The organism is Mesorhizobium sp. BR1-1-2, assembly GCF_020165435.1.
Classification (GTDB): domain Bacteria; phylum Pseudomonadota; class Alphaproteobacteria; order Rhizobiales; family Rhizobiaceae; genus Mesorhizobium.
Window position 1 is genome coordinate 222,303 of sequence record NZ_JAIUID010000003.1, and the last position, 26,814, is coordinate 249,116.

Sequence of the window (26,814 nt, forward strand, 5' to 3'; positions counted from 1 at the left end):
TGATCCAGCTGTCCCGGATGCCTGTTTCTCCGCGCCTTGCCGCGTTCATCCCCTTGCGGTGACCGGAAACGGCGTGATACCTCGCCGGCCGAGAACTCTTGTCGCGGAAACCGCCAAATGTCGAAAACAAAAGACGTCAAGAAGGTCGTGCTCGCCTATTCCGGCGGCCTCGACACATCCATCATCCTGAAATGGCTGCAGACCGAGCTCGGCGCAGAGGTCGTGACCTTCACCGCCGACCTCGGCCAGGGCGGCGAATTGGAGCCGGCGCGCCGCAAGGCCGAGTTGATGGGCATCAAGGACATCCGCGTCGTCGACGTGCGCGAGGAATTCGTTGCCGACTTCGTCTTCCCGATGTTCCGCGCCAACGCCGTCTATGAAGGCACCTATCTGCTCGGCACCTCGATCGCCCGGCCGCTGATCTCCAAGCATCTCGTCGAGATCGCCAGGGAGACCGGCGCCGACGCGATCGCCCATGGCGCCACCGGCAAGGGCAACGACCAGGTACGCTTCGAGCTTTCGGCCTATGCGCTCAATCCCGACATCAAGGTCATCGCGCCCTGGCGCGACTGGTCGTTCAAGTCGCGCACCGACCTCATCAACTTCGCCGAGCAGCACCAGATTCCGGTGCCGAAGGACAAGAAGGGCGACGCGCCGTTCTCGGTCGACGCCAATCTCCTGCATTCCTCTTCCGAGGGCAAGGTGCTTGAGGACCCGTGGAGCGAGCCGCCGGAATTCGTGCATCAGCGCACCGTCTCGCCCATGGACGCGCCGGACAAGGTCACCGAGATCGAGATCGAATTCCTGAAGGGCGATCCGATAGCGCTCAACGGCAAGAAGCTGTCGCCGGCAACCATGCTGGCCGCCCTCAACGATCTCGGCCGCGACAACGGCATCGGCCGGCTCGACCTCGTCGAGAACCGCTTCGTCGGCATGAAGTCGCGCGGCGTCTACGAGACCCCCGGCGGCTCCATCCTCATAACAGCGCACCGCGCCATCGAATCGATCACGCTCGACAGGGGAGCTGCCCACCTCAAGGACGAGTTCATGCCGCGCTATGCCGAACTCATCTACAACGGCTTCTGGTTCGCACCCGAGCGGCTGATGCTGCAGGCGATGATCGACAAGAGCCAGGAGGATGTCGAAGGCACGGTGCGTCTGAAGCTCTACAAGGGCAATGTCATCGTTACCGGCCGCAAGTCGAACAAGACGCTCTATTCCGACGCGCTGGTGACCTTCGAGGACGACCGCGGCGCTTACGACCAAAAGGACGCCGCGGGCTTCATCCGCCTCAATGCGTTGAGGCTGCGCACGCTGGCCGCACGCAACCGCCGGGGCTGACCACTCTACCGATCAGTGACAGGAAACCCGGCATCGCGCCGGGCTTTCTGCTGGAAAGCAATTCCAGGAAAAGTGTACGGTTTTTCCGGGAAAAGCGCGTAGCACTTTTCCTTGGGAATTGCGCAAAAACAAAGACATGGAGCGTTTAGCCGTTTCCGTGAAACGGTGAACTGCCCTGACGATTACTCGCCGTCAATTGCGGTGGCGATACGGGCGATGGCCTGCTGATAGACACTCGCCGAGTTCCAGCCAGCAATTGCACCCATATTCGACTGAGCGCTCGCGCCGGCCTGCCAACCATGCGCCTTGAGGAAGTTGGCCGTGGATGCCAGCGCGATGCTCTTGTCGCGCAGGTTTCCGCTGCCCACCCCATATTTCAGGACATTTCCGGGCAGGAACTGCGTGTGGCCGATCTCGCCATGCATGGCCCCGACCGACGAGGCGGTCAACGTTCCGCGATCGACCAGCTTCAGGGCCGCAATGGCATGCGGCTGAAAATAGTCCGGACGGCGGCAGTCATAGGCAAGCGTCAAAATGGCGGACACCGTGTTCTGGTTGCCCATGGAGGCGCCGAAGCCCGTCTCCATGCCCCAGATGGCAAGCAGCACGCCCGGCGAGACGCCGTAGGTCCGTTCGATCTTGTCGAACAGCGCCGCATTCGATTTCTTCAACGCCCGGCCCTTGGAAATGATCGCCGCCCCGCCGCGGCGCTTCATGAAAGCTTCCACGGAGCCGCTGAAAGCCTTGTGGATGGCGCGGTCCGCGGAAATGGTCCTGGTCGCGTAGGTCGCGCCGGCCAGGGCGGCCAGCCCTCTCGAACCCACGCCCTCGGCCCTGGCCTCCGCTGCGAAGTCCTGCTTCCAGGCATCGAAGCCGGCTCCGGTCTTGCCGCAGCTGGCCGCCGCCTGTGCGCCCGTCGCCAGCGCAAGCATCGCCACCACAGTGGCCGCTGCAAACATCTTACCCTTGGCAAGAAATGCCATGTTGTTCTCTCCTGGTTGCCTGAATCACGTCCCGGCCGGAATTTGCCAGTGAAACGCGCACTTGTCACTGTCGCGCGCGCAAGCTGGCCAATGGATGGGAATTTGCCTACGATCAAGCAATTATTATGGCAAGAACCACCCATGGCCTGACGATCCTTGCGTCATGTTGCTCAATGACGTCACAGGGGGAACGACGTTTGTCGGCCGGCGTTTTGCACGACGCGCCTCCCCCTGTTCCGTGGTCCGAGACCGAGATGAAACTCTTCGACTGTCCTCATTGCGGCCATCGTCTCTATTTCGAGAACGCCCGGTGCCTGAACTGCTCCAGTGCCGTGCTCTACGATCCGCAGCGCGCCCGCTTTGCCCTGTCCGGTGCCGAGGGCGGCTCCCCATGCGCCAACGCCGACGAATGCGCCTGCAACTGGATGGCCGAGGCGGGACAGCCCTTCTGCCGCGCCTGCGCGCTCAACCAGCTGATCCCGGACCTCTCCGTCGATGGCAACCGCCGCCGCTGGATACGCGTCGAGGCGGCGAAGAAGCGCGCGGTCTATTCGCTGCTGGCCTTCGGACTGCCGGTGACGCCCAAGCAGAACCCCGCCGACGAGGCCGGCCTTGCCTTCGACTTCCTTGCCGATCCGATCGGCGGCGGCCCGGGCGGCGAGCGCATCCTGACCGGTCACGACAATGGCCTGATCACCCTCAACGTCGCCGAAGCCGACTCCGCCGAGCGCGAAAGGCGGCGTGTTGAGATGGGCGAGAACTATCGCACCTTGCTCGGCCATTTCCGCCACGAGCTCGGCCACTACTACTGGGACCGGCTGATCCGCGACAATCCGCAAAGGCTTGACGCCTTCCGCGCGTTGTTCGGCGACGAGCGCACCGGCTACGAGCAGGCATTGAAGAACCACTATGCCAATGGTGCCCCACCCGACTGGCAGCAACGGCACATCTCGCCCTATGCCACCTCCCATCCCTGGGAGGATTGGGCCGAAAGCTGGGCCCACCACCTGCACATCACCGACACGCTGGAAATGGTCCATGCGCTGAACTTCCCGCTCGGCCAGCTGGAGACGGTGGAAGCCAACGAATTGCCCCAGGGCGACACCGGGGGCATGCTGCAACCAGCGCCGTCCGAGCCGACACCCGCTCCCGAGCCGTTCGAAAGGATTCTGTCGCGCTGGCTGGTGCTGTCGGAAGCCTCCAATTCCATCAATCGCTGCATGGGTCTGCCCGACCTCTACCCCTTCGTCATCTCGGATGTCGCCGCGCGCAAACTGGCCTTCGTTCACGACCTTCTGACCGGCCTGCCGCAAGAAACGGGAACAAATCGTGAGTTGGCTTCAAGATTTTAGCTGGAACGCATGCGCCGCTCTCCCGTTTTCGCTGCCGAGGGACCATGAAACGGAGAGAAACCATGAAATCCGTATTGTTTCCCGCGGTTGCCGGAATGCTCGCGCTCTTCTCGGGGGCCGCCATGGCCGACACCCCCGTCTCTGCAATCACCGATCTCAACGTCCGCGCCGGCCCAGGCCCGCAATATCCTGTCATCGGTGTGCTCGCCGCCGGCCAGTCCGCGACGCTCAATGGCTGTATCGAAAACAGCAAGTGGTGCACCATCGCCGAAGCCGGTGGCCAGGGCTGGGTCTATTCGGACTATGTGACGGCTGATTTCGGCGGCAACCGGGTCGTGTTGACGCGTCGTCCGCTCGGCTCCAGCGTCGCCGTCGTGTCGCCGCCCGAGGGCTATTCCACCGATTACACCGGCTCGATCATCGCCGGCGAGCCGGTCGAGGACGCCATCCCGCAGCCTCCCGCCGAAGTCAGGACTTATGTCGATACCCATCGCGTCGACCCTGTCTATCTTGAGGGCGAGGTGGTCACCGGGGCCGTATTGCCCGAGAGCGTCGAGTTGCGCGAGATCCCCGATTACGACTACCGCTACGTCTATGTGAACGGCCAGCCGGCGCTGATCGACCCGCAAACGCGGCGCATCGTGTATGTGGTGCGTTGAGGCGGATAGCGCGGGGTAATCATCGGAGCATGCCTTTCGCCTGCCGGTAGGCAGGCGAGGGCGGGGCGAATGCACCGATGGCTGGCGGGGCGTACCGAACGGGAATGATTGCGCAGAACCGTCCGATCCCATAGATCATGCGACGCGAAGCACCAGCTTGCGAGAGAGCGTGATATCGGATCCTGCCGCCTTCGAGCATTATCGAAACACAGCCAACGAAAAGACGACCCTGCCGCGCCTGCTTCTCGGGACCGGGATCGTCGTCCTGTTCTGGGCCGCGACGACGGTGGTCGTGCTGCTGGGCGGCACCTACGCCTTTTTCGCTTGGCGGACAGCGCAAGGCGCGGCTGCGCCAGCCGGCGGCATGCAGGGCTTCCTTGCGTCGCCTGTCGGCATTCTCACCGCGCTCGCGTCCTTTGCCGGCATCTGGATCGGCCTCTGGATCGCCATGCGCTGGGTGCATGGCGAGAAGCTGTCGGCGCTCCTCGGCAACAGCCGTCGCATTTCGCGCTCGGGCTTCGCCAAGGGACTGATCGCGGTGTTGGTCACCTCGCTCGTGTCCGAGGTCCTGCTCTACCTGATGCAGCCCGAGATCGCGCGCGGCTCGATTGCCCTGTCGTCCTGGCTGCTGTTCCTGATCCCGATCCTGGTGCTCACTTTTCTGCAGACGTCGTCGGAAGAGGTGCTGTTCCGCGGCTACCTGCTGCGCGGTCTGGCGTACCGCTTCAAGAGCCCGTTGATCTGGGCGCTGCTGCCGGGCCTGCTGTTCACCTCGCTCCACTGGAGCCCGAGCTCCTCGGCGGCTATCAACGCCTCCGTACTGGCCTCGATCGCCGCCTTCGCGCTGCTTTTGACGCTGGTGGTCTATGCCACTGGCAATCTCGGCGCCGCCCTCGGTGCCCATCTCGGCAACAATCTGACCGGCTTCCTGCTGATCTCGCATCAGGAGAGCTACAATTCCTTCGCCCTGTTTACCGCCAGACCTCTCGAAGGGCCGGGCTGGGCGACGTCGGATGCGGTCCTCATCGCCATGATCGGCATCGCCTGCAGCCTGCTGACGATACTGCTGCTCTTACATCCGCGCTCGCCACTGAGGGTCTCGGCCGAACCTGCAGACGGAACGAAGGCGACCTGATTGCTGCGCGGGGAGACCGGCGGAACGGTCCTTGTCTTGACTCCGCGGCCGTTTTCCTGTCTACAGCCCCGAATTCCGCGACGAGTATCCCTCCGAGCAAGCCGACCAGGACGCCGAAGCCTCTTTGAGGCCAACTGCTGTAAACAGATCCTGGAGGCCAACACCCGGCAGCGCTGTGCGCCCCCGGGTGCTTTTTGGTTTTGGCTTTTGCTTGCCACGAGACTTGGACACTTAGCGCGAACGCATTACTTCTCGGGCACCATCCGGTTGCCAGGGAAAAGGAAACAGAATGTTTGAATCACTTCAGGAGCGCCTTGGCTCCATCCTGAACGGCCTGACTGGCCGCGGCGCGCTGTCGGAGGCGGATGTCTCGGCGGCGCTGCGCGAGGTGCGCCGTGCGCTGCTCGAGGCCGACGTGGCGCTGGAAGTGGTGCGCTCCTTCACCGACAAGGTGCGCGAGAAGGCGGTCGGTGCGGCGGTGCTGAAGTCGATCAAGCCCGGCCAGATGGTCGTCAAGATCGTGCATGACGAACTGGTCGACATGCTCGGCGCCGAAGGCGTCGCCGTAGACCTCAACGCGCCGGCGCCTGTCGTCGTCATGATGGTCGGCCTGCAGGGTTCCGGCAAGACCACGACCTCGGCCAAGATCGCCAAGCGGCTCACCGAGCGTCAGAACAAGAAGGTCCTGATGGCCTCGCTCGACACGCGGCGCCCCGCCGCGCAGGAGCAGTTGCGCCAGCTCGGCGAGCAGGTCAAGGTAGCGACGCTGCCCGTCGTTGCCGGCCAGAACCCCGTCGATATCGCCAAGCGCGCCGTGCAGGCGGCCAGGCTCGGCGGCCACGACGTGGTCATCCTCGACACTGCCGGCCGCACCCATATCGACGAGCCGCTGATGCTCGAGATGGCCGACATCAAGAAGGTGTCGAGCCCGCACGAGATTCTGCTGGTCGCCGACTCCTTGACCGGCCAGGACGCCGTCAACCTGGCCAAGAGTTTCGACGAGCGCGTCGGTATCACCGGACTGGTGCTGACCCGCATGGACGGCGACGGCCGTGGCGGCGCCGCGCTGTCGATGCGCGCCGTCACCGGCAAGCCGATCAAGCTGATCGGCACCGGCGAGAAGATGGACGGGCTGGAGGAGTTCCACCCCAAGCGCATCGCCGACCGCATTCTCGGCATGGGCGACATCGTTTCGCTTGTCGAAAAAGCCGCCGAGAACATCGACGCCGAGCAGGCGGCGGCGATGGCCAAGAAGATGCAGTCGGGCAAGTTCGACCTGAACGACCTCGCCCAGCAGCTTCAGCAGATGTCGAAAATGGGCGGCATGGGCGGCATCATGGGCATGATGCCCGGCATGGGCAAGATGAAGGACCAGATGGCCGCCGCCGGGCTCGACGACAAGATGTTCGGCCGCCAGCTCGCCATCATCTCCTCGATGACCAAGGCCGAGCGCGCCAACCCCGATATTCTCAAACATTCGCGCAAGAAGCGCATCGCCGCCGGCTCCGGCACCGATGCCGCCGAGATCAACAAGCTGTTGAAGATGCATCGCGGCATGGCCGACATGATGAAGGCGATGGGCGGCAAGGGCAAAGGCGGCGGCCTGATGCGCGGCATGATGGGCGGACTCGCCTCCAAGATGGGCCTCGGCGGCATGATGCCCGGTGGCATGGGCGGCATGCCCGACCTCTCCAAGATGGATCCCAAGCAGCTTGAAGCCTTGCAGAAGCAGGCGCAGGCCGCCGGCCTCGGCGGCATGAAGGGCCTACCCGGCGGCCTACCCGGCGGCCTCCCCGGCGGCGGCCTGCCAGGCCTGCCCGGCGGCATGAAACTTCCGGGGCTTCCCGGTCTCGGCGGAGGCGGACTGCCGGGCCTTGGCAAGAAGAAGTGAGAATACGGATGAACGAGGAAAAGGACATGGCGGACGCCCGCACCATCCTGGCAGGCTACCGTGCTTCGATCGACAACATCGATGCCGCCCTCATCCACATGCTGGCCGAGCGCTTCCGCTGCACCAAGGCGGTCGGCCTGCTGAAGGCCGAGCACGGCTTGCCGCCGGCCGACCCGGCGCGCGAACAGCAGCAGATCGCCCGGCTTCGTCAGCTGGCGGATGATGCGCATCTCGACCCGGATTTCGCGGAGAAATTCCTCAATTTCGTCGTCCGCGAAGTGATCCGTCACCACGAACAGATCGCCGCTGCCAACGGCGTGACGAAAACCGGCTGAAGACAAAGATTTAGCCGCAACCCTATCAACGAAATCAGAGCTTTTAGGAGATAAGAAATGGCACTGAAGATCAGACTGGCCCGCGCGGGCTCGAAGAAGCGTCCTTACTACCACGTCGTCGTCGCCGACGCGCGCTCGCCGCGCGACGGCCGTTTCATCGAGTCGCTCGGCTCGTGGAACCCCCTGCTGCCGAAGGACGGCGAGCGCGTCAAGGTTGACGCCGAGCGCGTCAAGCACTGGCTGTCGCACGGCGCCCAGCCGACCGACCGCGTGCTGCGCTTCCTCGACGAGGCCGGCCTCGCCAAGCGCGACGCCCGGTCCAACCCGAAGAAGGCCGAGCCCGGCAAGAAAGCGCAGGAGCGCGCCGCGCTTCTGAAGAAGGCGCAGGACGACGCCGCTGCCGCCGTCGCGGCGGCCGCGGCCGCACCGGCCGAGGCGGAGCCCGCCACGGCCGAGTAATCGATCATCGATCGGCGTTTTCGAAACGGCGGGCTAAGGGCCCGCCGTTTGCTATTTCGAATTCATTGGGCGGATGGCGCCTCTCAATACCCGCTCGGGCAGCGATCGATATAGACACGGCCGCGGCTATCGCGATAACGGCAGCGGCCCGGTTCGCTGGCCCGCCCGATCAAAGCGCCGGCCACGGCGCCGACCGCGCCGCCAACCACGGCGCCCTGGACGGGATCGCCCGCCACCGCCGCACCGACCGCCGCTCCGCCCAGGCCGCCGACAGCCGCGCCTTTTTCCGTCTGCGAGCAGGCGCCAAGCGCTGCCGTCAGCACCAGAATGGTCATGATTTTCTTCATAGTCGTTCCTCTCTCACGGGGATCGCCGTCCTCGCCGCCATGTCTTAACTCCCAGACGGCCAATTTGATCCCTAGACATTGAAGGCCGGCGCTTCGCCGTGCCTACCAAGGCCATACCGATCTCCGGCAAGCATTTGAAATCGTTGATGTTCTCACGCCGTAGCGCAGTTCTCTCGCCGATTCGTCCGTGCAGCGCGCCGGCGCGGCTATCGGCGCGCTTGGGTCGCGTATATGAAGAGCCGGCGGGCGTGGCCCGTCAGAGAAGAGCAGGCGACATGGCCGGAGAGACAGATCTGAAGGCATTGCTGGCGTCGATGACGCCGGAATTGATTGCCGGCATCCATGTCTTCGCCACGCTGCCGGCGGGCGTATCGGTTCCGGAAGGGCTCGAAGCGGTCATGTTGTTTCGCGAACGCGAAGGCACGACATTGATCCTGCTCGAAGACGAGGCGCAGGCAGCCGGGCTGGAAGCCGCTTTCCGCTGCCGCATGATAACGCTGAACATCCATTCGTCGCTGGAAGCCGTCGGCTTCCTCGCCGCCATCACCGCGCGCCTTGCTGCCGCGGGCATGGGCGTCAATCCCGTCTCCGCCTTCTATCACGACCATCTGTTCGTGCCGGCCGACCGGGCGGAAGAGGCGATGGCGATATTGGTGGGGTTGGCGGAAAAGAACCGGGAGTGACCTATCGCATGAGGCGCCTGCGCTACCCTTCATGCGCCTGCCGGAACCTTCTCCCCGTATAGGGACGAGGAGAAGGAAGCTACGGCCAAAGGCCGAGCCTGCGACCGCAGGCCGCCGGTCGTCCGGCGCCCGCGCGGAGGGCCAGCCGCGATAGCGGCGGTGCGGCCCGTGAGCGAGAACTATGCCGCCTTCTTCTTCGGCTGGATCAGGCCGCGCTCGACCAGCAGCTCGGCGATCTGCACCGCGTTGAGGGCGGCGCCCTTGCGCAGATTGTCGGAAACGATCCACATCGACAGGCCGTTGTCGATGGTCGAATCCTCGCGGATTCGCGAGATGAAGGTGGCGTCCTCGCCAGCCGATTCCAGCGGCGTGATGTAGCCGCCGTCCTCGCGCTTGTCCAAGACCTGGCAGCCCGGCGCCTCGCGCAGGATGTCCCGCGCCTCGTCGGCGGTGATCGGCTTTTCGAACTCGATGTTGACCGCTTCCGAATGGCCGATGAAGACCGGCACGCGCACGCAGGTCGCCGTCAGCTTGATCTTGGGATCAAGCATCTTCTTGGTCTCGGCGACCATCTTCCACTCTTCCTTGGTGAAGCCGTCGTCGAGGAAGACGTCTATATGCGGGATCACGTTGAAGGCGATGCGCTTGGTGAACTTCTTGACGTCGACCTGGTCGGCGACGAACACGGCGCGGGTCTGCGTGAACAGCTCGTCCATGCCTTCCTTGCCGGCGCCCGACACCGACTGATAGGTGGCCACGACGATGCGCTTGATGGTGGCCGCGTCATGCAGCGGCTTCAGCGCCACGACAAGCTGCGCCGTCGAGCAGTTCGGGTTGGCGATGATGTTCTTGCGGGTGAACAGGGAGATCGCGTCCGGGTTCACTTCCGGCACGATCAGCGGCACGTCGGCGTCGTAGCGGAAGGCCGAGGAATTGTCGATGACGACGCAGCCCTGCTTGCCGATCTTGGGCGACCATTCCTTCGAGACATTGCCGCCGGCCGACATGATGCAGATGTCGGTGTCGGAAAAGTCGTAGGTGTCGAGCGCCCGGACCTTCAGCGTGCGGTCGCCGAACGACACTTCCGTGCCCTGACTGCGCCGCGAGGCAAGCGCCACCACTTCGCTGACCGGAAAACCGCGCTCTTCCAGTATGTTGAGCATTTCGCGGCCCACATTGCCCGTGGCGCCAACTACCGCAACCTTGAAACTCATAAAGATCTCCTATCCCTCTCCGCTTGGTTGTTGGAGAAAACCCGCCGGCCAGGTGCGGGTTCCGTCCCCCGGGCCGAACCCGGGAGAGGGTGGTCAGGCCAAGGGAATCACACCGTTTTGGTGGTGGTTTTGGCCGCTATATTGCTGGAACGGGGGGACGCGCCGAGATGCCCGGCCCAATGATGCTCATTGAGGCTGGGGGCGTCGAATGCAAGAAGAGCCATCAAAAGGCCGCGCATCGAAAAACGATCCCGTTCGAAGCGGGCTTTTACGCGGTTTCGATAAAGAGTCAATCAGCGGTGTTTCTTCCTTCCCTCCTTGCGGGAGAAGGAAAGGCGGAGCCGCTTGCCCTGTACAAGAGCGGCGCCAGCAAGTACGAACGGCTGAGATCGTCTGGCTGGCGCTGCGCCAGCCCTGTATGTGCTCCATGATGAGCGCAGAACCCTGAATTCCGAAAGAGCGAGATGTCCAACTTCGAAGGTATCGTTCCGGCGCTGGCGAAGGCGCTGGAAAAACGCGGCTATGCCGAACTGACACCGGTGCAGAAGGCGGTCCTGGAACTTGGTCAGGCCGACGCGCTGGTGTCGGCACAGACCGGTTCGGGCAAGACGGTGGCCTTCGGCCTTGCCATGGCGCCGACGCTCCTGGGCAGCGCCGAACGCTTTGCCCATGCCGCGGCCCCGCTGGCGCTGGCGGTGGCGCCGACGCGCGAGCTGGCGCTGCAGGTGACGCGGGAACTGGAGTGGCTCTACGAGCTGACCGGCGCCACGGTCGCCTCCTGCGTCGGCGGCATGGATATGCGCACGGAACGGCGCGCGCTGGAGCGCGGCGCCCATATCGTCGTCGGCACCCCCGGCCGGCTGCGCGACCACATCACGCGAAACTCGCTCGATATGTCGGCGCTCAAGGCGGTGGTGCTGGACGAAGCCGACGAGATGCTCGATCTCGGTTTCCGCGAGGACCTGGAATTCATTCTCGACGCCGCGCCGGCCGAGCGCCGCACGCTGATGTTTTCGGCCACCGTGCCGCGCTCCATCGCAACCCTCGCCCAGGGCTATCAGCGGGACGCGGTGCGCATCTCGGCCGCCGGCGAGGAAAAGCAGCATCTCGACATCGAATACCGGGCGCTGAACGTCGCCCAGGCCGACCGCGAGAACGCCATCATCAATGTGCTGCGTTTCTACGAAGCGAAGAATGCGCTGGTGTTCTGCAACACCCGTGCCGCCGTCAACCATCTCACAGCACGCTTCAACAACCGCAATTTTTCCGTCGTCGCGCTCTCGGGTGAACTCAGCCAGAACGAACGCAGCCACGCCTTGCAGGCGATGCGGGATGGCCGTGCCAAGGTCTGCATCGCCACCGACGTAGCGGCGCGCGGCATCGACCTGCCCAATCTCGAACTGGTGATCCATGCCGACCTGCCGACCAACCCGGAAACGCTGCTGCACCGAAGCGGCCGCACCGGACGCGCCGGGCGCAAGGGCGTCAGCGCACTGATCGTGCCGGGCAGCGCGCGCAGGCGCACCGAACGGCTGCTGGCGAGCGCCAAGCTGACCGCGACATGGGCAAGTCCGCCATCCGCCGACGACGTGATCCGCCGCGACGACGAGCGCATCCTTGCCGATCCCGCTTTCGACGAACCGGTGAAGGACGACGAGCGCGCCTTCATCGACGCGCTTCTCGCCAGGCATGGCGCCGAACAGGTGACGGCCGCCTTCGTGCGGCTGTGCCGCTCCAGCCGCTCGGCGCCCGAGGATCTGATGGAAATCGCGCCGTTCACGCCGTCGCGTGAGAGACCGGCGGGCGAAAACTTCGCGCGCCGCGACGAGGCGCCCAGCCGCCGCGACGATTTCGGCGCCAGCGTCTGGTTTTCGCTGTCGGTCGGGCGCCGGCAGAATGCCGAGCCGCGCTGGCTGATCCCGATGCTGTGCCGCACCGGCAGCATCACCAAGCGCGAGATCGGCGCCATCAAGATGCAGCCGGAAGAGACCTTCGTGCAGATATCAGCCGACTGGGCCGACCTTTTCCTCGCCGCCGTCGGTCCCGACCGCAAACTGCAAGGTAACATCGTGGTGAAACGGCTGGACGGCACGCCGGACCTGTCGCGCGCCGGCTACCAGCCACCAAGCCCCGACAAGAAACCGCATCGCGGCAAGGCGCCGTTCGACCCGAACGCGCCGAAGCGCAAATTCGAGAAGCCCGCGCCGGCTGGCAACCCGCGCCCCGCCGCATCGGACGCGAAGCCCTGGGCGAAGAAGCCGGGCAAGCCGAAATTCGACGACGCGGGACCGCCGAAACACAAGAAGGCGAAGAAGCGGCCGAGCTGAGATCTTCCGGCGCCAAGGCGCCAAGGCAGCCGTCGCATTTTCATGCCCGCCCTTGCGATCCGCCGGAACTTTGAACAGTCTGGGCGGGGCGTTCGGGGATCGGGATATGCGCGGCGAAGTTCTTCACTATCACGAGGCCCAGGGCTTCGGCTTCATCACCGGGGGGAGCGGTGCCGGCGGGCGTCAGAACGTAGCGTCGCGTGCGTATTGTAATATATACAATCTTGAGTAGTATGCGCGACGCAATGTGCAATGGGGGCAGAGCATGCGCGGGGCGGTGTTCCACTATGACGAAGGTCAGGACTATGGTTACATCGACGGAATTGACGGCAAACGCTATATCTTTTCCCGTATCGATCTGAGCCAGGAACTCATCCTAGTCAGGGGTGCTCTTGTCGAGTTCCGGCCGGACGACGGCACTGCGCATAACATAGTCGCGGTGGCCTCGGCCGCACCGCCGTCTAGTACCGGTCAGCCACGGCAGACCAGTCGTTCTGCCCCAAGTCGGCCGGCCTACCCCACAGGGCTGTGGGCTTACTTCTGGCGCGCGGTGATTGCAGACTACAGCAATTTCAACGGACGCTCCCGCCGCAAGGAATTCTGGGCCTTCTGGCTATTCTACACTCTCGGGATATTCACGCTTTTCGGCTTCGGGATACTTGTTGACCTGGCGATCAATGGCTTCGAAACCAGCGCGGACAGGGCGCCGATAGGGTCCATAGGGTTCATACCCCTCCTGGTTTTCCTTTCGGGACTGATCCTGCCTTGGATTGCGCTCGTCGTGCGGCGTGTGCATGACGCCGGCCTGAGCGGCTGGTTTGCCCTGCTCTGCTTCATCCCGCTCATCGGTGGCATCGCCCTGCTAGTCTTCGGGCTTATGCCGCCTCAGCTGGGCGAAAACCCTTGGGGGCCCGTGCCGACCGGCGTCAGAGGTTGACCGCCCCCAGCGCCTCGTCCGAAAGCCTGAGAAATAGCCTCAGGCCATGACGTTCGGCGCCAAGCCCGTCGTAGAAGCGCAGCGCGCCTTCGTTCCAGTCCTCGGTGGTCAGGTCGATGCGGCCGATGCCCTCGCGTCGGCAATGGCCGGCGAGAAAGCTGATCAGCGCCCGGCCGACGCCGGCGTTGCGAGCTTTGTCGCGCACGAACAGATCCTTGAGGAACAACAGCCACTCGAGATCGATGCCGGAATGCGCGATCGCCACCGACGCCAGGCCGCTGACCTTGCCCTCGACGAAGGCCAGCGCGAAATGCGGATAGGCCGGGCTTCCTCGCGAGCCATTTCCGTGCCGCCGACAAGGCGCGCGTGGTCGAATGGCGGTTGCCGGTATTGCACCGCCATTTCGCACAGCACGGTGGCGAGCGCCGTCGCGTCGTCGGTCGTCGCCCGGCGGACGTCGACCGTCATGGGCTCAGCCCAGGAACTTGGCGATGATCGCGTCGCCCATCTCGACCGTGCCGACTTCGGTCATGCCAGCGGAGAGAATGTCCTTGGTGCGCAGCCCGTCGTCGAGCACGGCGGCGATTGCCGCTTCCAGCCTGTCGGCTTCATCGACCATAGCGAAGGAATAGCGCAGGCACATGGCGAAGGAAGCGATCATGGCGATCGGGTTGGCGATGCCCTTGCCGGCGATATCGGGCGCCGAACCGTGCACCGGCTCGTAAAGCGCCTTGCGCTTCTTGGTCTTGGCATCCGGCGCGCCGAGCGAGGCGGAAGGCAGCATGCCGATCGAGCCGGTCAGCATGGCGGCGATGTCGGACAGCATGTCGCCGAACAGATTGTCGGTGACGATGACGTCGAACTGCTTGGGCCAGCGCACCAGTTGCATGCCGCCGGCATCGGCCAGCATGTGGTCGAGCTTGACGTCGGAATATCGGGCCTTGTGGGTCTGGGTGACGACCTCGTTCCACAGCACGCCGGATTTCATGACATTGCGCTTTTCCATCGAGGTGACATGGTTCTTGCGCGTGCGCGCCAATTCGAAGGCGACGCCCGAAATGCGCTCGATCTCGAACGTGTCGTAGACCTGCGTGTCGATGCCGCGCTTCTGGCCGTTGCCGAGATCGATGATCTGCTTGGGCTCGCCGAAATAGACGCCGCCGGTCAGTTCGCGCACGATCAATATGTCGAGGCCTTCGACCACCTCCTGCTTCAGCGAGGAGGACGCCGCCAGCGCCGGATAGCAGATCGCGGGCCTGAGATTGGCGAACAGCTCCATGTCCTTGCGCAGGCGCAGCAGGCCGGCCTCGGGGCGAACCTCGTAAGGCACGGCATCCCATTTCGGACCGCCGACGGCCCCGAACAGCACGGCGTCGGCGGCAACAGCCTTCTCCATATCGGCATCGGAAATCGCGGCACCATGTGCATCGTAGGCTGAGCCGCCGACCAGCCCCTCGTCGGTGGCGAAGCCGCTGCCGAGCTTCTCGTTCATGGCCGCTATCAGCTTCTTGACCTCGGCCATGGCCTCGGGGCCGATACCGTCGCCGGGGAGCAGGAAAAGATGCTTCGTTGCCATGGAGAAACCGTCCCAGAAAGATTTCGCTTCGATTTTGCACAGAGCCCTTTGCGCGCCAAGGAGGCGCGCGGCGCTGTGCGACCGCGGCCTTGCTAAACGCCAAGCGGTTGCGACGCAAGGAGGAACAATTGGCGAAGGCGGCTAAGTGCGTAATCTCCCCCCTTGAGGGGGAGATGGCCGGCAGGCCAGAGGGGGGCGCTGTCCCGCCAACATTTCCAGGTCTGCCGTCGCCTCGGCGCTTTGGAGATATTCACCGATGCGAGAGAATGTTGACCAGCCGGCCGAAGGGATCGCGCACATAGAAGCGGCGCACGTCCCAGGGCTCGTCGGCCGGCCCGTATTCGATGGCGAAGCCGGCTGCCTTCATGGCGTCGAGCGCGGCATCGACATCATCGACCTCGATCGACAGGTCCGGCACCGGCGTGCCCGACCCGCCTTGCGCCATGAAGCTGACCTGCGCCTGCATTCTTTCCCCGGAACCATAGGTGGCGATCCAGCCTTGATCCATGAGCACATCGAGGCCGAGCACGTCGTGATAGAAGCGCTTCGCCGCCGCGATGTCCCGCGTCTCGATATTGGCCACGATGCGCCGCACCTTCATGGCATTGGCCCTTCCTCAGACTGTGCGCCGAAGCGCCGTCACCTCGATTTCGATCTTCATCTCCGGCCTGTTGAGCTGGCACACGATCATCGTCGCCGCCGGCCTGATCTCGCCGAACGCCTCGCCGAGAATGGGGAACACCATGTCGACGAAGGCCTGGTCGGTTATGTAGTAGTGCGCGCGCACCACATCTTCCATGTCGAAGCCGCCGTCCAGCAAGGCCTTGGCGATGGTTGCCAGGCAGTTGCGCGTCTGGGCCTCGACCGTCTCCGGCATCGTCATAGAGGCATAGTCATAGCCGGTCGTTCCGGACACGAAACACCAGTCGCCCTGCACCACGGCGCGCGAATAGCCGGCGGTCTTCTCGAAGGGCGAACCGGTGGAGATCAGCTTTCGCATGGCATCCTCGCAAAGGGGTGTTCGCAACCACTTTGCGGGCAAAAACCACGCGCCGCCATAGGCCAGACGGAGCTGGCGGTTGTCCCGATGACCTTGATCGTCCGCTGGGCTTCAGCTCGCCAGCCGGCTGACCATCTCGTGCTGGGCGTAAGCGCGGCCGAAGCGGTTGGCGAGGAAGGCGTCGAGCGCGATGTCCTCCTGCTTGACGAAGCCTGTCGCCGGCAAGGTGCCGTCGGCCAGCATGTCGAGCACGGCGCAGATGCCGGACGCCGTGGTGATCTGGATGGCGCTGCGCACTGTCTGACCGACCCGCTTCGAATAGATCTTGTTTGCGTAGGTCTCCTGCAGCAGGCGGCCGTTCTTGCGGCCCGAGACGGTGACGAAGACGATGACCACGTCCTGCAGCGTCGCTGGCAGCGCGCTTTCGAAAATGTCCTTCAGCACCTCGCGGCGATGGCGCAGGCCGAGATCGTTGAGCAGCGCCTTCATGATGGCGGCGTGGCCGGGATAGCGGATGGTGCGGTAGTTGAGCGTGCGCACCTTGCCCTTCAGCGTCTCGGCCAGCGTGCCGAGCCCGCCCGAAGTGTTGAAGGCCTCGTAGGTTACCCCGTCGAGCGAGAATTCCTCGCGCTCCTCCAGCGGCGGCACCTCGACCAGCTCACCCTCGACGATCGCCTCGCAGGGCTCGCAATATTCGTTGATGACGCCGTCGGTGCTCCAGGTCAGATTGTAGTTCAGCGCGTTCGAAGGATATTGCGGCAGCGCGCCGACGCGCATGCGCACGCTCTCCAGCGTGTCGAAGCGGCTGGCGAGATCGTTGGCGACGATCGAGATGAAGCCGGGCGCCAGCCCGCATTGCGGGATGAAGGCGCTGTCGGCCGAACGCGCCAGTTCCTTTACGCGCCGGGTCGAGACGACGTCCTCGGTGAGGTCGAGATAATGCACGCCGGCGCTTGCGGCGGCTTCGGCGATACGCGTGGTCAGATGGAAGGGAGCGGCGCTGAGTACCGCGAATTTTCCGGCGAGCGCAGCTTCCAGCGTGCCCGCGGCCGCGATGTCGAGTTCCAGCGTCTTGACGCCATCAGGCAGTTCGGCCGCGGCAAGCTGCGCGGCCGAGCGGTCGACGAGGGTGACGTGATAGTCCCCGGTTGAAAGCAGCATCTCGGCAATGGTCGAGCCGATCTTGCCGGCACCGACGACAACAATTTTCTTCATGATTTGGTTCCCTCGCCCGACAGTTGATTTGCCCCGCTACAATCGCGGCTTGCCGGACGAAAGGAAGCGTGGAATTGTGCGAAATGAAGTACAGTTCTAATCAATATGCCGACCAGGTTCGTTGAAATGCTCAGTGATGCCGACCAAGCCCTGCTTGCCTTGCTGCGCGAGAACGCCCGCGCCTCGACCGCCGCTCTGGCGCGCCGGCTCGGCGTGTCGCGCACTACGGTGCAGAGCCGCATCGAACGGCTGGAGCAGCGCGGCATCATAGCCGGCTACGGCGTCAAGCTTGCGCCCGACTATGAACAGGGGCTGGTGCGGGCGCATGTGCTGCTCACCGTGACGCCCAAGCTCGCCGACAAGGTGGTGCGCAGCCTGCGCGCCTTGGCGCCGGTCAGGACGCTGCATTCGGTGAGCGGCAATTTCGACATGATCGTCATCGCCGACGCGCCGTCGATCAAGGACCTGGACACGCTGCTCGACCAGATCGGCGCCCTCGAAGGGGTCGAACGGACGTCGTCGTCGATCATCCTGTCGACGCGGATCGACCGCTAAAGCACTCGGCCCCACAGGCGATCCGGAGGAATACGCCCGCCTCAGCCTCCCAGCGGGTAGGGCATGTAGCCGACGAAGCCCGCGATCTTCCAGCTGCCGCCGACCTTCCTGCAGAAATACAGCGTCTGCCATTTCAGCCTGTCGACATCGCCATCCGCCTTGGCGACGGTGCCGTCGAATTTCTTGTGCAGCACCGCGCGGTCGCCGTCGACATCGATGTCGCGCAGGTTGGTGACGCGGAACAGCGCCTCGCGCAGCGGCTCGGCGAATTTGGTCGCCGCCGTTTCCTTGGCCTGGCGCAGCCACTCGTCGCGGTAGATCTCCAGCCTGGGGAATTGCAGCCGCCAGGCGTCGGCGTTGGCAAGAAAATGCGCGTGCATGCCGAAGAAGCTTTCGGCGACGAAATCGTCCTCGACCATGGACCAGTCCTGGCCGATGAAGGCATCGATGTCGCGCCGCACCAGCATCTCCCAAAGCGCGTGGCGGTCGGCATCGCCGGATGGAAACGGATTCTTGTCGAAGGTCATTCTCGGTTCTCTGCTCTGGAAATGCGCCCGGCCCGAATGGCTTGGAGCTCGGCCGGCGAGCGCACGATGCAAGCGCTTCTGTAATAAAGCAACGTGGATTTCCAAGAATGTTGCTTTCCAACAAGGCCTCTATCGGGATCGCCTCGATCGGGGTAAATCTCGGCCGAGGCGGGCGCTCCCATAGTGTCCCGCCATATCATCAGAGGAGGTCCGCTCTTGCCCAAACAATGTTTTGGAACATCGCATGTCCCGCTGTCACCCGCGGTGCGGGCCGGCGACTTCGTCTATGTCTCGGGCCAGGTGCCGGTCGGCGGCGACGGCATCGTCGTCAAGGGCGGCATAGCGGAACAGACAGAGCAGGTGCTTTCCAACGTCAAGGCGGCGCTGGCGCTGGCCGGCTGCACCATGGACGATGTCGTCAAGACCACCGTCTGGCTGGAGGACGCGCGCGACTTCGGTGCCTTCAACACCGTCTATGCCAGGCATTTCCCGAAGAACCCGCCGGCCCGCACCACGGTCGAATCGCGGCTTATGATCGACATCAAGATCGAAGTGGAAGCCGTCGCCTATCGGCCGCTCTGACGGCCGTCGACGAGGATGGAACGAAGCGGAGAGGCGCGCCCGATGCAATTTGATCTTCTGTTCAAGGGCGGGCGGCTGATCGATCCGGCGGCCGGGCTCGACGCGCCGCGCGATCTCGCCATCGCCGATGGCCGCATCGCCGCCATCGATGTCGACATTCCCGCCGACCGCGCGGCCCGCGTCATCGATGCCAGGGGCCGCATCGTCGCGCCGGGCCTCGTCGACCTGCACAGCCACGTCTATTGGGGCGGCACCTCGCTCGGCGTCGATGCCGACCGGCTGGCGGCCAAGAGCGGCACCACCACCTTCATCGATGCCGGCAGTGCCGGCGCCGGCAATTTCCTCGGCTTTCGCCGTCATGTCATGGAGCGCTCGAAGGTGCGCATCCTGGCCTATGTCAACATCTCCTTCGCTGGCATTTTCGGCTTCTCGCAGACAGTGTCGGTCGGCGAGTGCAGCGATCTCAGGCTCTGCGAACCGCGCGAGGTGGTGGCGGCGGTGCGCGAGCACGCCGACGTCGTCGTCGGCGTCAAGGTCCGCTCCGGCAAGCATGCCGGCGGTGCCAGCGGCATCGCGCCGGTCGATCTGGCGCTGGAGGCGGCCGACAAATCCGGTCTGCCGCTGATGGCGCACATAGACGAACCCCCGCCCGGGCGCTCGGAAGTGCTGCCGCGCCTGCGCCGCGGCGACATTCTCACTCATTGCTTCCGGCCGTTTCCCAATGCACCGGTCTTCGCCTCCGGCGCGGTGCGGCCCGACATGCGGCTGGCGCGCGAGCGCGGCGTCATCTTCGATCTCGGCCACGGCATGGGCTCGTTCGACTTCGAGGTCGCCCGCGCCATGCTGGCCGAAGGGCTGGCGCCCGACGTCATCTCGAGCGACGTGCATCTCTACTGCGTCGACGGTCCGGCCTTCGACATATTGGTGTGCATGTCGAAGCTGCTGGCGCTCGGCATGCCGCTGGTCGAGGTGTTGCGCGCCGCCACGCAAGCGCCGGCGCAGGCGATCGCTCGGCCTGAGCTGGGCACGCTCAAGGTCGGAACCGTCGGCGACGTCGCGCTGCTGCGGCAGCATTCCGGCCGCTTCACCTTCGTCGACGCGATCGGCGCCTCGCTGGTCGCCGATCAGCGGCTGGTCTGCGAAGGCATCGCCATCGGCGGCGCCTGGTGGCCGAACGAGACGGTGAACGATATCGGCGACACCGAGCGTTTCGAGGCGCATGCCGCGCATACGCATGTCGAGGTGGCGGCGAGGCATTTCGGGCGATGATTGGCCAATCTCCCCTCTCGTGGGGGAGATAGAACGTCACCGCTGTGCGTTGCTGACCGCCCCGTAAACCGGCGTCGCAATTCCCTCCATCCGCGCCTTGATCTGCAGCGCCACATATTTCGAATAGAAGCGCGACAGCGCCAGATTGCCGCCGTGGAACCACAGCGCCTCCTGCGCCGTCGGTTTCCACATGTTGCGCAATTCGCCCTGCCATGGCCCGGGGTCGCCCTTGACGCCGGAGCCGAGGCCCCAGCACGGGCCGACCTTGTCGGCGACCTCGCGCGAGACGATTTGCGCCACGGTCTCGTTCATCGACTGATAGCCGGTGCAGGCGATGATGGCGTCGGCTTCAAGCTCGCTGCCGTCCTCGAACAGGATGCCGCCAGGCGTGAGCGACTTGATCGCCACGCCGCTGCGGATGCCGATCTTGCCGTCGATGATCAGGTCCGAAGCGCCGACATCGATGTAGTAGCCGGAGCCGGTTCGGTAGGCCTTCATCAGCAGGCCGGTCTCGTCGTCGCCGAAGTCGAGGGCGAACCCGGCGGCGCCAAGCCGCTCGTAAAAAGCCGCGTCGCGTGCGCGGATGATGTCGTAGAGCGCCCGCTGGCCCTTGGGCACCAGCGCGAAGGGCGTCGAGGCGACGATCATGTCGGCCTTTTCGGTGGTGATGCCGCGCGCCAGCGCGTTCTCCGAAAAGATCTCGAAACCGACTTCCATCAGCGTGTCCGACTTGACCACGGTTGTCGGCGAACGCTGGATCATGGTGACCTCGGCGCCGCTTTCCCAGAGATCGACGCAGACGTCATGCCCGGAGCTCGCCGCGCCGATGACGGCGACCTTTTTGCCGCGGAATTTGTCGCCGCTGGAATATTGGCTGGAATGCAGCATCTCGCCCTTGAACCGGTCGGCGCCCGGCAGGTCGATCGGCCGCGCCGGACCATAGGCGCCGGTGGCGAAGACGATGTGCTTCGGCTTGAGGGTGATGTGCTGGCCGACACGGTCCACGACCACGGTCCAGACCTTCTCGACCTCGTCATAGCTGGCGCTGACGCATCTGGTGGCGACCCAATAGTTGAGCTCCATGACGCGCGTGTACATTTCCAGCCAGTCGCCCATCTTGTCCTTGGGCGTGAAGACCGGCCAATTGTCGGGAAACGGGATGTAAGGCAGATGGTCGTACCAGACCGGATCGTGCAGCACGAGGGTGCGGTAGCGCTTGCGCCAGGAATCGCCCGGCCGGGCATTCTTCTCGATGACGATCGAGGGCACGCCGAGCTGCCTGAGTCGCGCGCCCAGCATGATGCCGCCCTGGCCGCCGCCGATGACCAGGCAATAGGGCTGCTCCGAAGCGCCGAGCTCGCGGGTCTCGCGCGCCCGCGCCTCCGACCAGGTCTCGCGCTCCGGGTCGGCCTTGTGGCGCACGCCGAGCGGCCGCGCCGCGCCCTTGCGCTCCTCGAATCCTTTGAGGTCGGTCATTGCCGTGAACAATGTCCGGCAGCGGCCGTCGCGCAGGCGCATGATGCCCTGGCCTGAGGCCACAGCGGTCTCGAAGGTGAACCAGGCCTCGATGATGCCTTCGTCCGAGGTGGCTTCGCCGGTGAGCTGCCATGCGGAGGGCTTGGTTGTCGCCAGCGTCGCCTTCAGCATGTCGGCGATCGCCTCGCGGCCTTCCATCGTGGTGACATTCCAGGTGAAGGTCAGGAGATCGCGCCAGTAGCAATCGTCGACGAACAGGTTGGCCGCGGCGGGAGCATCGCCGGCTTCGAGCGCTTGCGCCAGGGATGCGAGCCATGCGGCCGCCTGTTTCGTCGGTGCCATTTCGAGCATTTTTCTCTTTCCCTCTTTACTTCTCAAGTCAGCGCCGCCCGTCCTGTCCTTCTCCCCTTGTGGGAGAAGGTGGCCTCGCGCAGCGAGGTCGGATGAGGGGTGCTCCAGGGAATGCCAACGCCTCACTCCGCTGGAACACCCCTCAACCGTCTCGGCGCTGCGCGCCGATCCACCTTCTCCCACAAGGGGAGAAGGAAAAAATGCGCCTCAATCCCCGAGCGGCTCCATCTCCTTGCCGGTGCGGTGGATCTGGGCGTTGTACTTGATGCGGCGCACCGTTTCGCGGGCCGAGCCGTCGAGCTTGTAGGCGGCAGCCACCGCCATGAGGTCGATCATGGCCAGGAAGGCGAAGCGCGATGCCGTCGGCTTCAGCGTATCGGGATATTCCGGCACCGCCACGGTCAGCCTGACGTCGCCGACGCGGGCGAGCTCGGTATCGGGCGCCGTCACGCAGATGGCGTTGGCGCGGTAGTGCTTGGCGAGTTCGACCGCCTCGATCACCTCACGCGTGCGGCCCGTCGCCGAAATGGCGATCACCAGGTCGCCTGGTTTCAAGGTCGAGGCCGTCATGCGCATCAGATAGGGGTCGCATTGCGCGCTGATCGATATGCCGTAGCGAAACAGCCGGTATTGCGTTTCCTGCGCCAGCGCCGAAGAGCTGCCGCCCAGTCCGAACACGGTGACCTGGCGCGCCTTGGCGATCAGTTCGGCGGCCTTCTGCAGCTGGACCGGGTCGAGCTGCCGTTCGGCCTCCTGCAGCGCCCGCCGCGCTTCGCCGAACACGGCGTTCCAGAACGGCATGCCGGTGTCGCTCTCCCTGGCCGGCGAGGTGTCCAGATAAAGCGCGCCGACGACCAGGCTCTGCGCCAGCTTCAGCTTGAAATCACGCACGCCCTCGCAGCCGATGGCGCGGCAGAAGCGGGTTACCGTCGGTTCGCTGACGCCGGCACGCTGGGCAAGGGCGGCATTGGAGGCATCGACCGCGTATTTGACGTCGTCGAGCACCACATCGGCGACGCGGCGCTCGGCCGGACGCAGCTCGGCATAGGAATCCTTGACCAGCGAGATGATGTCGGGAATGCGCCGGACAGGCTCGCGCCCGTCCGCCTCGCCGTCCGTCATCAGGCCTTCCCGGCTGTCAGCTTCGGTCATGAAGTGGTCTTCCCTGGTCCCTTGTCGACTCTTACCATGCTTGCACGCTGTCGTTCCATGCGCGTGACCCGCTGCAACTGCTGCGTGCCGCTGCGGCATGCCGCCGGCTTTACCGGTCTGCGCCATCCGCCTTCCGGCGCCGCTTTTGCCGAGTATGTAGGAAAGCAACACGCATTTCAAGACAAACAAAAGACAATGAAAGCAGATATATAGAGGAATAGACGGCCCTCAACGGCGGAACGGTCGCGCTCTTCGCTTGACACCAAAGTAGGATAGTTACAGACTGATTTTTGGCAGTCGATTGGACGCACTCTCCGAGGGGCGGATGAACGCGGGCGAAGCAACAGCGCCGAAGCTTGGTGTGCAGGCAGCGACCAAGATCTATCACACGGCATCCGGCGACCTCCTGGCGCTGGACCGCTGCAGCCTCGACGTCCACGTCAATGAAATCGTCTCGATCGTCGGCCCGTCCGGCTGCGGCAAGACCACGCTTTTGTGGTCGATGTCGGGCCTGCACAGCCTGACCGGCGGCGAGATCCGGCTCGACGGCGTCAAGATCAACGGCCCGCATCCCGACATCGGCATCGTGTTCCAGGAAGCGAACCTGCTGCCTTGGCGCAATCTTGACGCCAACATCCGCTTCCCCTTCGAGATCAAGGGCGAGAAGCCGGACCGCGCCTGGATCGCGCATCTGCTCCACCGCGTCGGGCTCGACGGTTTCGGCGGCAAGTTCCCGCGCGAGCTTTCGGGCGGCATGCAGCAGCGGGCCGCGATCGTGCGGGCGCTGGCGCCAAAACCCTCCGTGCTTTTGATGGACGAGCCGTTCGGCGCGCTCGACAGTTTTACCCGCGAGGAGATGAACCGTCTCGTCGAGGAGATCTGGCTCGACACCAAGACCACCATCGTCTTCATCACCCACTCGATCGAGGAGGCGATTTTTCTCTCCGACCACGTGGTTGTGCTGAGCGCGCGGCCCGGCCGCGTCGCCAGGGAATATCGCGTGCCGTTCGCGCGGCCGCGCTCGCTGGAGATCATGGCGACGAAAGAGGTTTTCGACCTCACCAACCGGATCAAGATGGACATCGTCGGCGAGCGCGTCAGGCCGAAGGCGCCGGAGCAGGAACGCGTCGGCGCAGAGATCGTGAGGATCAGGCCGTGAGCGACGCCATCCCGGAATTCTCGAAGTCCAAATCGGGTGCCAAGTCCGGCGATGGGCAGGACGTCAGCCTGACCAATCTCTCGGCCTTCGCCAGCGGCCCCGGCATCAAGTCGGGCAAGGAGGTGGCGGCGATCATCGCTGTCGCCGTGATCATCATCGGCGGCATCGAATTGGCGCTGCGCCTGTTTCATGTGCCGCTCTACATAATGCCGCCGCCAAGCTCGATCGCCTACGCGCTGTTCGACGAGTTCCCGCTGATCGCGCCGCATCTCGGCTATACGCTGGTCGAGCTGGTTTCCGGCTTCGCCATCGGCGCCGTCGTCGGCCTGGTGCTGGCCGCCGTCATCACCCAGTTCCCTTTCGCCGAGAAGATCGTAGCACCCTACATATTGCTGCTCGTCACCACGCCGATGCTGGCGCTGGTGCCGCTTTTGATCCTGCGCTTCGGCTTCGGTTACACGCCGCGCATCATCGCTGTGGCGCTGGCCGCCGGGCCGATGGTGATGATCAACGCCGCCACCGGCTTTCGCCGCGTCGACAGCGCCAAGATCGCGCTGGCACGCTCCTATGGCGCCAGCACCTTGCAGATATTCTGGAAGATCCGCGCGCCGATGGCGCTGCCGATGATCCTGGTCGGGCTGATGATCGGCGCCATCTTCGGCCTGCTGACCGCCGTCGGCGCCGAGATGGTCGGCGGCGGCTTCGGCCTCGGCAACCGGCTGACCACCTATTCGTCGATGATCCAGATGCCGCAATTCTTCGCCGTGGTGCTGATCCTGTCGACGCTCGGCATCCTGATCTACGTGCTGTTCTTCCTGATCGGCAAGAAATGGGCGAGCTGGGAGGCTTGAGCGCGATCATGATCGCCCGGGAGCCGGGCGACAGGCCATCGATCAATAAAAAGGGCAATCAACAAAAGGGGAATGCCATGACTAACGAAAACTCATTCCAGACGGCGACAAGAACGGGCATCACCCGCCGCACCTTCCTGCAGGTGACCGCGGCCGGCGTCGTGACCGCCACTGCGCTCGGTGCATCGGGCTTGAAGGCCAGGGCGGCGGCCTATGAAAAATTCACCTGGATCTCGCCGCGCGGCACGCTCGAAGTGCTCGACGACTATCCCTACTGGGCAGCCAAGAAGGCAGGCTATTTCGACGGGCTCAGCACCGACATGCAGCCAGGCCCGTCGGACGGCACGGCGACGGTGAAGTTCGTCGATGTCGGCCAGGCCGATATGGGCTTTCCCTCGCCCGGCGTGTTCTCCTTCGCCATCCAGAACGGCATGAAGCTGAAGTCGGTGTTCCACATGGGCGCGCGCGACACGTTCTCCATCGCCTTCCGCAAGGGCGAGGGCACGAACGACCTGAAGAAGCTGGAAGGCAAGACCATCCTGCTCGGTTCCGCCGCCTGGCAGTCGATCACTGATCCGCTGCTCGCCGCGCAAGGCGTCGACATCAAGAAGGTCAAATATGTCGAGGCTGGTTGGCCGACCTGGGGCACGGCGCTCGCCGGCGGCCAGGGCGACGCGGCCTTGTCGTGGGAGGGGCTGCGCGCCGAATGGATCGCCAAGGGCCTCGACTTCGAATATTGGCTAGGCGTGAAGAACTCGAAGCTACCCGCCAACACTTTCGTCGTGCGCACCGCCGATCTGGAAGATCCCGACAAGAAGGCGTTCCTGGAAAAATATCTGCGCGGCTGGGCGATGGGGCTCGAATTCGGCTACCAGAACCCGCGCGCGGCGGTCGAAGCTGTGTTCGAGCAGTTCCCGACATTGGCCAAGAACCTCGGGCCGGAGCTCGGCACCACATCGATCCTGCAGCAGATCAACGTCTTCCGCGGCGACATGGACAAACGCGGCGGCTGGGGCTCGCACGACATGGCGAGCTGGCAAGGCTTCTTCGACGAGATCCACAAGATCGGCCAGATCACCAATCCGGTGAAGGCCGAGGATGTCTGCACCAACGATCTCATTCCCGCGGCCAACGACTTCGACAAGGCCAAGGTCAAGGCCGATGCCGACGGCGTCAAGCTGTCGGAGGGCTTTGCCGCGCTCGATGTCGAGAAGATCAAGGCGCATCTGTTCGATTCGGCGGTGAAGTAGGGGCAAGGCATGGCTGCGCCGGCGCCGTTGCCCTGCCGGGCATTTCTCCCCGTATAGTGACGGAGAAAGACGCTGTCGTCGATGGCTTCGCCAGTCTCCCGCGTCTCAAGAAAAGGCGCGGAAGTTGCGGCCGTCTCCCTTCTCCCCATCACTACACGGGGAGAAGGTGCCGGCCGGCGGATGAGGCG

27 protein-coding genes are annotated in these 26,814 nt (G+C 64.5%); 16 read left to right on the plus strand and 11 right to left on the minus strand.

The features are described from left to right. Positions 1-117: 117 nt before the first annotated feature. Complete coding sequence (locus tag LB551_RS07615; protein WP_224658718.1) at positions 118-1,341, plus strand: argininosuccinate synthase; 1,224 nt, start codon at positions 118-120, stop codon at positions 1,339-1,341. Between the two features lie 182 nt (positions 1,342-1,523). Here LB551_RS07615 and LB551_RS07620 read toward each other — a convergent pair whose 3' ends face one another. Then, positions 1,524-2,324 carry a lytic transglycosylase domain-containing protein gene (locus LB551_RS07620; protein WP_224658720.1) on the minus strand — a complete coding sequence of 267 codons (801 nt, stop codon included), beginning with the start codon at positions 2,322-2,324 and terminating at the stop codon, positions 1,524-1,526. Positions 2,325-2,578: 254 nt separating this feature from the next. Between LB551_RS07620 and LB551_RS07625 the strand changes: the two genes are divergently transcribed. The 6 genes from LB551_RS07625 to rpsP all read left to right on the plus strand — a co-directional run bounded on the left by LB551_RS07625 (position 2,579) and on the right by rpsP (position 8,155). Next, positions 2,579-3,676, plus strand: a complete 1,098-nt coding sequence (locus LB551_RS07625; protein ID WP_224658722.1) for a putative zinc-binding metallopeptidase — start codon at positions 2,579-2,581, stop codon at positions 3,674-3,676. 62 nt (positions 3,677-3,738) lie between these two features. Continuing rightward, positions 3,739-4,335, plus strand: coding sequence for a DUF1236 domain-containing protein (locus LB551_RS07630; RefSeq protein WP_140492169.1), 597 nt, complete (start codon positions 3,739-3,741; stop codon positions 4,333-4,335). A 169-nt stretch (positions 4,336-4,504) separates the two neighbouring features. Further along, positions 4,505-5,470 carry a CPBP family intramembrane glutamic endopeptidase gene (locus tag LB551_RS07635; protein WP_224658724.1) on the plus strand — a complete coding sequence of 322 codons (966 nt, stop codon included), beginning with the start codon at positions 4,505-4,507 and terminating at the stop codon, positions 5,468-5,470. 289 nt (positions 5,471-5,759) lie between these two features. After that, positions 5,760-7,361: a signal recognition particle protein gene (gene ffh / locus LB551_RS07640; RefSeq protein WP_224658726.1), complete on the plus strand. Its 1,602-nt coding sequence runs from the start codon at positions 5,760-5,762 to the stop codon at positions 7,359-7,361. 8 nt (positions 7,362-7,369) lie between these two features. Beyond that, a complete protein-coding gene (locus tag LB551_RS07645; RefSeq protein WP_140492160.1) occupies positions 7,370-7,696 on the plus strand; it encodes a chorismate mutase in 327 nt (108 codons plus the stop codon). A 57-nt stretch (positions 7,697-7,753) separates the two neighbouring features. Continuing rightward, entirely contained in the window at positions 7,754-8,155 is a 402-nt protein-coding gene (rpsP, locus tag LB551_RS07650) for a 30S ribosomal protein S16 (RefSeq protein ID WP_140492156.1), read from the plus strand. A gap of 83 nt (positions 8,156-8,238) precedes the next feature. On the opposite strand, the gene LB551_RS07655 is transcribed toward rpsP, so the two are convergent. After that, on the minus strand, positions 8,239-8,502 hold the full coding sequence (locus LB551_RS07655; protein ID WP_140639557.1) for a YMGG-like glycine zipper-containing protein: 264 nt from the start codon (positions 8,500-8,502) through the stop codon (positions 8,239-8,241). 275 nt (positions 8,503-8,777) lie between these two features. On the opposite strand from LB551_RS07655, the gene LB551_RS07660 reads away from it, so the two are divergent. Then, positions 8,778-9,185, plus strand: a complete 408-nt coding sequence (locus LB551_RS07660) for an ACT domain-containing protein (RefSeq protein WP_224658727.1) — start codon at positions 8,778-8,780, stop codon at positions 9,183-9,185. A 179-nt stretch (positions 9,186-9,364) separates the two neighbouring features. On the opposite strand, the gene LB551_RS07665 is transcribed toward LB551_RS07660, so the two are convergent. Then, complete coding sequence (locus tag LB551_RS07665; protein ID WP_140550592.1) at positions 9,365-10,399, minus strand: aspartate-semialdehyde dehydrogenase; 1,035 nt, start codon at positions 10,397-10,399, stop codon at positions 9,365-9,367. Between the two features lie 464 nt (positions 10,400-10,863). On the opposite strand from LB551_RS07665, the gene LB551_RS07670 reads away from it, so the two are divergent. Together LB551_RS07670 and LB551_RS07675 are read left to right on the plus strand one after the other, a co-directional pair. Next, on the plus strand, positions 10,864-12,726 hold the full coding sequence (locus tag LB551_RS07670; RefSeq protein WP_224658728.1) for a DEAD/DEAH box helicase: 1,863 nt from the start codon (positions 10,864-10,866) through the stop codon (positions 12,724-12,726). 265 nt (positions 12,727-12,991) lie between these two features. Beyond that, positions 12,992-13,663, plus strand: a complete 672-nt coding sequence (locus tag LB551_RS07675) for a DUF805 domain-containing protein (RefSeq protein ID WP_224658729.1) — start codon at positions 12,992-12,994, stop codon at positions 13,661-13,663. Here the strand turns inward: LB551_RS07675 and LB551_RS07680 are convergent. The 5 genes from LB551_RS07680 to LB551_RS07700 form a co-directional block, all read right to left on the minus strand. After that, positions 13,653-14,072: a GNAT family N-acetyltransferase gene (locus LB551_RS07680; RefSeq protein ID WP_224658730.1), complete on the minus strand. Its 420-nt coding sequence runs from the start codon at positions 14,070-14,072 to the stop codon at positions 13,653-13,655. The genes LB551_RS07675 and LB551_RS07680 overlap by 11 nt on opposite strands. 63 nt (positions 14,073-14,135) lie before the next feature. Beyond that, positions 14,136-15,239 carry a 3-isopropylmalate dehydrogenase gene (leuB, locus tag LB551_RS07685; RefSeq protein WP_224658731.1) on the minus strand — a complete coding sequence of 368 codons (1,104 nt, stop codon included), beginning with the start codon at positions 15,237-15,239 and terminating at the stop codon, positions 14,136-14,138. Between the two features lie 250 nt (positions 15,240-15,489). Beyond that, entirely contained in the window at positions 15,490-15,840 is a 351-nt protein-coding gene (locus LB551_RS07690) for a VOC family protein (RefSeq protein ID WP_224658733.1), read from the minus strand. 15 nt (positions 15,841-15,855) lie between these two features. Next, positions 15,856-16,239: a RidA family protein gene (locus tag LB551_RS07695; RefSeq protein WP_224658735.1), complete on the minus strand. Its 384-nt coding sequence runs from the start codon at positions 16,237-16,239 to the stop codon at positions 15,856-15,858. A 111-nt stretch (positions 16,240-16,350) separates the two neighbouring features. Further along, entirely contained in the window at positions 16,351-17,454 is a 1,104-nt protein-coding gene (locus LB551_RS07700) for a saccharopine dehydrogenase family protein (RefSeq protein WP_224658736.1), read from the minus strand. A 126-nt stretch (positions 17,455-17,580) separates the two neighbouring features. Between LB551_RS07700 and LB551_RS07705 the strand changes: the two genes are divergently transcribed. Next, a complete protein-coding gene (locus tag LB551_RS07705) occupies positions 17,581-18,009 on the plus strand; it encodes an Lrp/AsnC family transcriptional regulator (protein ID WP_140492118.1) in 429 nt (142 codons plus the stop codon). 41 nt (positions 18,010-18,050) lie between these two features. Here the strand turns inward: LB551_RS07705 and LB551_RS07710 are convergent, their stop codons facing one another. Beyond that, positions 18,051-18,536 (minus strand): hypothetical protein, encoded by a 486-nt coding sequence (locus LB551_RS07710; protein ID WP_140524553.1) that lies wholly within the window; start codon positions 18,534-18,536, stop codon positions 18,051-18,053. 216 nt (positions 18,537-18,752) lie between these two features. Between LB551_RS07710 and LB551_RS07715 the strand changes: the two genes are divergently transcribed. Together LB551_RS07715 and LB551_RS07720 are read left to right on the plus strand one after the other, a co-directional pair. Further along, positions 18,753-19,118, plus strand: a complete 366-nt coding sequence (locus tag LB551_RS07715) for a RidA family protein (RefSeq protein ID WP_140550583.1) — start codon at positions 18,753-18,755, stop codon at positions 19,116-19,118. A 42-nt stretch (positions 19,119-19,160) separates the two neighbouring features. Beyond that, positions 19,161-20,387 carry an amidohydrolase/deacetylase family metallohydrolase gene (locus LB551_RS07720; RefSeq protein WP_224658738.1) on the plus strand — a complete coding sequence of 409 codons (1,227 nt, stop codon included), beginning with the start codon at positions 19,161-19,163 and terminating at the stop codon, positions 20,385-20,387. Between the two features lie 36 nt (positions 20,388-20,423). Here the strand turns inward: LB551_RS07720 and LB551_RS07725 are convergent, their stop codons facing one another. Then, complete coding sequence (locus LB551_RS07725; protein ID WP_224658739.1) at positions 20,424-22,214, minus strand: NAD(P)/FAD-dependent oxidoreductase; 1,791 nt, start codon at positions 22,212-22,214, stop codon at positions 20,424-20,426. A gap of 207 nt (positions 22,215-22,421) precedes the next feature. Continuing rightward, a complete protein-coding gene (locus tag LB551_RS07730; RefSeq protein WP_224625410.1) occupies positions 22,422-23,366 on the minus strand; it encodes a MurR/RpiR family transcriptional regulator in 945 nt (314 codons plus the stop codon). Between the two features lie 325 nt (positions 23,367-23,691). Between LB551_RS07730 and LB551_RS07735 the strand changes: the two genes are divergently transcribed. From LB551_RS07735 to LB551_RS07745, 3 genes are all read left to right on the plus strand, one after another. Continuing rightward, positions 23,692-24,525 (plus strand): ABC transporter ATP-binding protein, encoded by an 834-nt coding sequence (locus LB551_RS07735; protein ID WP_224658741.1) that lies wholly within the window; start codon positions 23,692-23,694, stop codon positions 24,523-24,525. Next, on the plus strand, positions 24,522-25,376 hold the full coding sequence (locus LB551_RS07740) for an ABC transporter permease (RefSeq protein ID WP_140492076.1): 855 nt from the start codon (positions 24,522-24,524) through the stop codon (positions 25,374-25,376). The genes LB551_RS07735 and LB551_RS07740 overlap by 4 nt, the downstream gene beginning before the upstream one ends. A gap of 77 nt (positions 25,377-25,453) precedes the next feature. After that, positions 25,454-26,626 (plus strand): ABC transporter substrate-binding protein, encoded by a 1,173-nt coding sequence (locus LB551_RS07745; protein ID WP_224658743.1) that lies wholly within the window; start codon positions 25,454-25,456, stop codon positions 26,624-26,626. Positions 26,627-26,814 lie beyond the last annotated feature (188 nt).

What these genes read in the sequence shown, in the direction of transcription:
- LB551_RS07655 (WP_140639557.1), bottom strand. Translation starts at nt 8,502, where the DNA reads ATGAAGAAAATCATGACCATTCTGGTGCTGACGGCAGCGCTTGGCGCC.
- LB551_RS07625 (WP_224658722.1), top strand. Translation starts at nt 2,579, where the DNA reads ATGAAACTCTTCGACTGTCCTCATTGCGGCCATCGTCTCTATTTCGAG.
- LB551_RS07660 (WP_224658727.1), top strand. Translation starts at nt 8,778, where the DNA reads ATGGCCGGAGAGACAGATCTGAAGGCATTGCTGGCGTCGATGACGCCG.
- LB551_RS07645 (WP_140492160.1), top strand. Translation starts at nt 7,370, where the DNA reads ATGAACGAGGAAAAGGACATGGCGGACGCCCGCACCATCCTGGCAGGC.
- LB551_RS07730 (WP_224625410.1), bottom strand. Translation starts at nt 23,366, where the DNA reads ATGACCGAAGCTGACAGCCGGGAAGGCCTGATGACGGACGGCGAGGCG.
- LB551_RS07630 (WP_140492169.1), top strand. Translation starts at nt 3,739, where the DNA reads ATGAAATCCGTATTGTTTCCCGCGGTTGCCGGAATGCTCGCGCTCTTC.
- LB551_RS07705 (WP_140492118.1), top strand. Translation starts at nt 17,581, where the DNA reads ATGCTCAGTGATGCCGACCAAGCCCTGCTTGCCTTGCTGCGCGAGAAC.
- leuB (WP_224658731.1), bottom strand. Translation starts at nt 15,239, where the DNA reads ATGGCAACGAAGCATCTTTTCCTGCTCCCCGGCGACGGTATCGGCCCC.
- LB551_RS07690 (WP_224658733.1), bottom strand. Translation starts at nt 15,840, where the DNA reads ATGAAGGTGCGGCGCATCGTGGCCAATATCGAGACGCGGGACATCGCG.
- LB551_RS07615 (WP_224658718.1), top strand. Translation starts at nt 118, where the DNA reads ATGTCGAAAACAAAAGACGTCAAGAAGGTCGTGCTCGCCTATTCCGGC.
- LB551_RS07620 (WP_224658720.1), bottom strand. Translation starts at nt 2,324, where the DNA reads ATGGCATTTCTTGCCAAGGGTAAGATGTTTGCAGCGGCCACTGTGGTG.
- LB551_RS07695 (WP_224658735.1), bottom strand. Translation starts at nt 16,239, where the DNA reads ATGCGAAAGCTGATCTCCACCGGTTCGCCCTTCGAGAAGACCGCCGGC.
- LB551_RS07735 (WP_224658741.1), top strand. Translation starts at nt 23,692, where the DNA reads ATGAACGCGGGCGAAGCAACAGCGCCGAAGCTTGGTGTGCAGGCAGCG.
- LB551_RS07720 (WP_224658738.1), top strand. Translation starts at nt 19,161, where the DNA reads ATGCAATTTGATCTTCTGTTCAAGGGCGGGCGGCTGATCGATCCGGCG.
- LB551_RS07700 (WP_224658736.1), bottom strand. Translation starts at nt 17,454, where the DNA reads ATGAAGAAAATTGTTGTCGTCGGTGCCGGCAAGATCGGCTCGACCATT.
- rpsP (WP_140492156.1), top strand. Translation starts at nt 7,754, where the DNA reads ATGGCACTGAAGATCAGACTGGCCCGCGCGGGCTCGAAGAAGCGTCCT.
- LB551_RS07665 (WP_140550592.1), bottom strand. Translation starts at nt 10,399, where the DNA reads ATGAGTTTCAAGGTTGCGGTAGTTGGCGCCACGGGCAATGTGGGCCGC.
- LB551_RS07745 (WP_224658743.1), top strand. Translation starts at nt 25,454, where the DNA reads ATGACTAACGAAAACTCATTCCAGACGGCGACAAGAACGGGCATCACC.
- LB551_RS07675 (WP_224658729.1), top strand. Translation starts at nt 12,992, where the DNA reads ATGCGCGGGGCGGTGTTCCACTATGACGAAGGTCAGGACTATGGTTAC.
- LB551_RS07725 (WP_224658739.1), bottom strand. Translation starts at nt 22,214, where the DNA reads ATGCTCGAAATGGCACCGACGAAACAGGCGGCCGCATGGCTCGCATCC.
- LB551_RS07670 (WP_224658728.1), top strand. Translation starts at nt 10,864, where the DNA reads ATGTCCAACTTCGAAGGTATCGTTCCGGCGCTGGCGAAGGCGCTGGAA.
- ffh (WP_224658726.1), top strand. Translation starts at nt 5,760, where the DNA reads ATGTTTGAATCACTTCAGGAGCGCCTTGGCTCCATCCTGAACGGCCTG.
- LB551_RS07710 (WP_140524553.1), bottom strand. Translation starts at nt 18,536, where the DNA reads ATGACCTTCGACAAGAATCCGTTTCCATCCGGCGATGCCGACCGCCAC.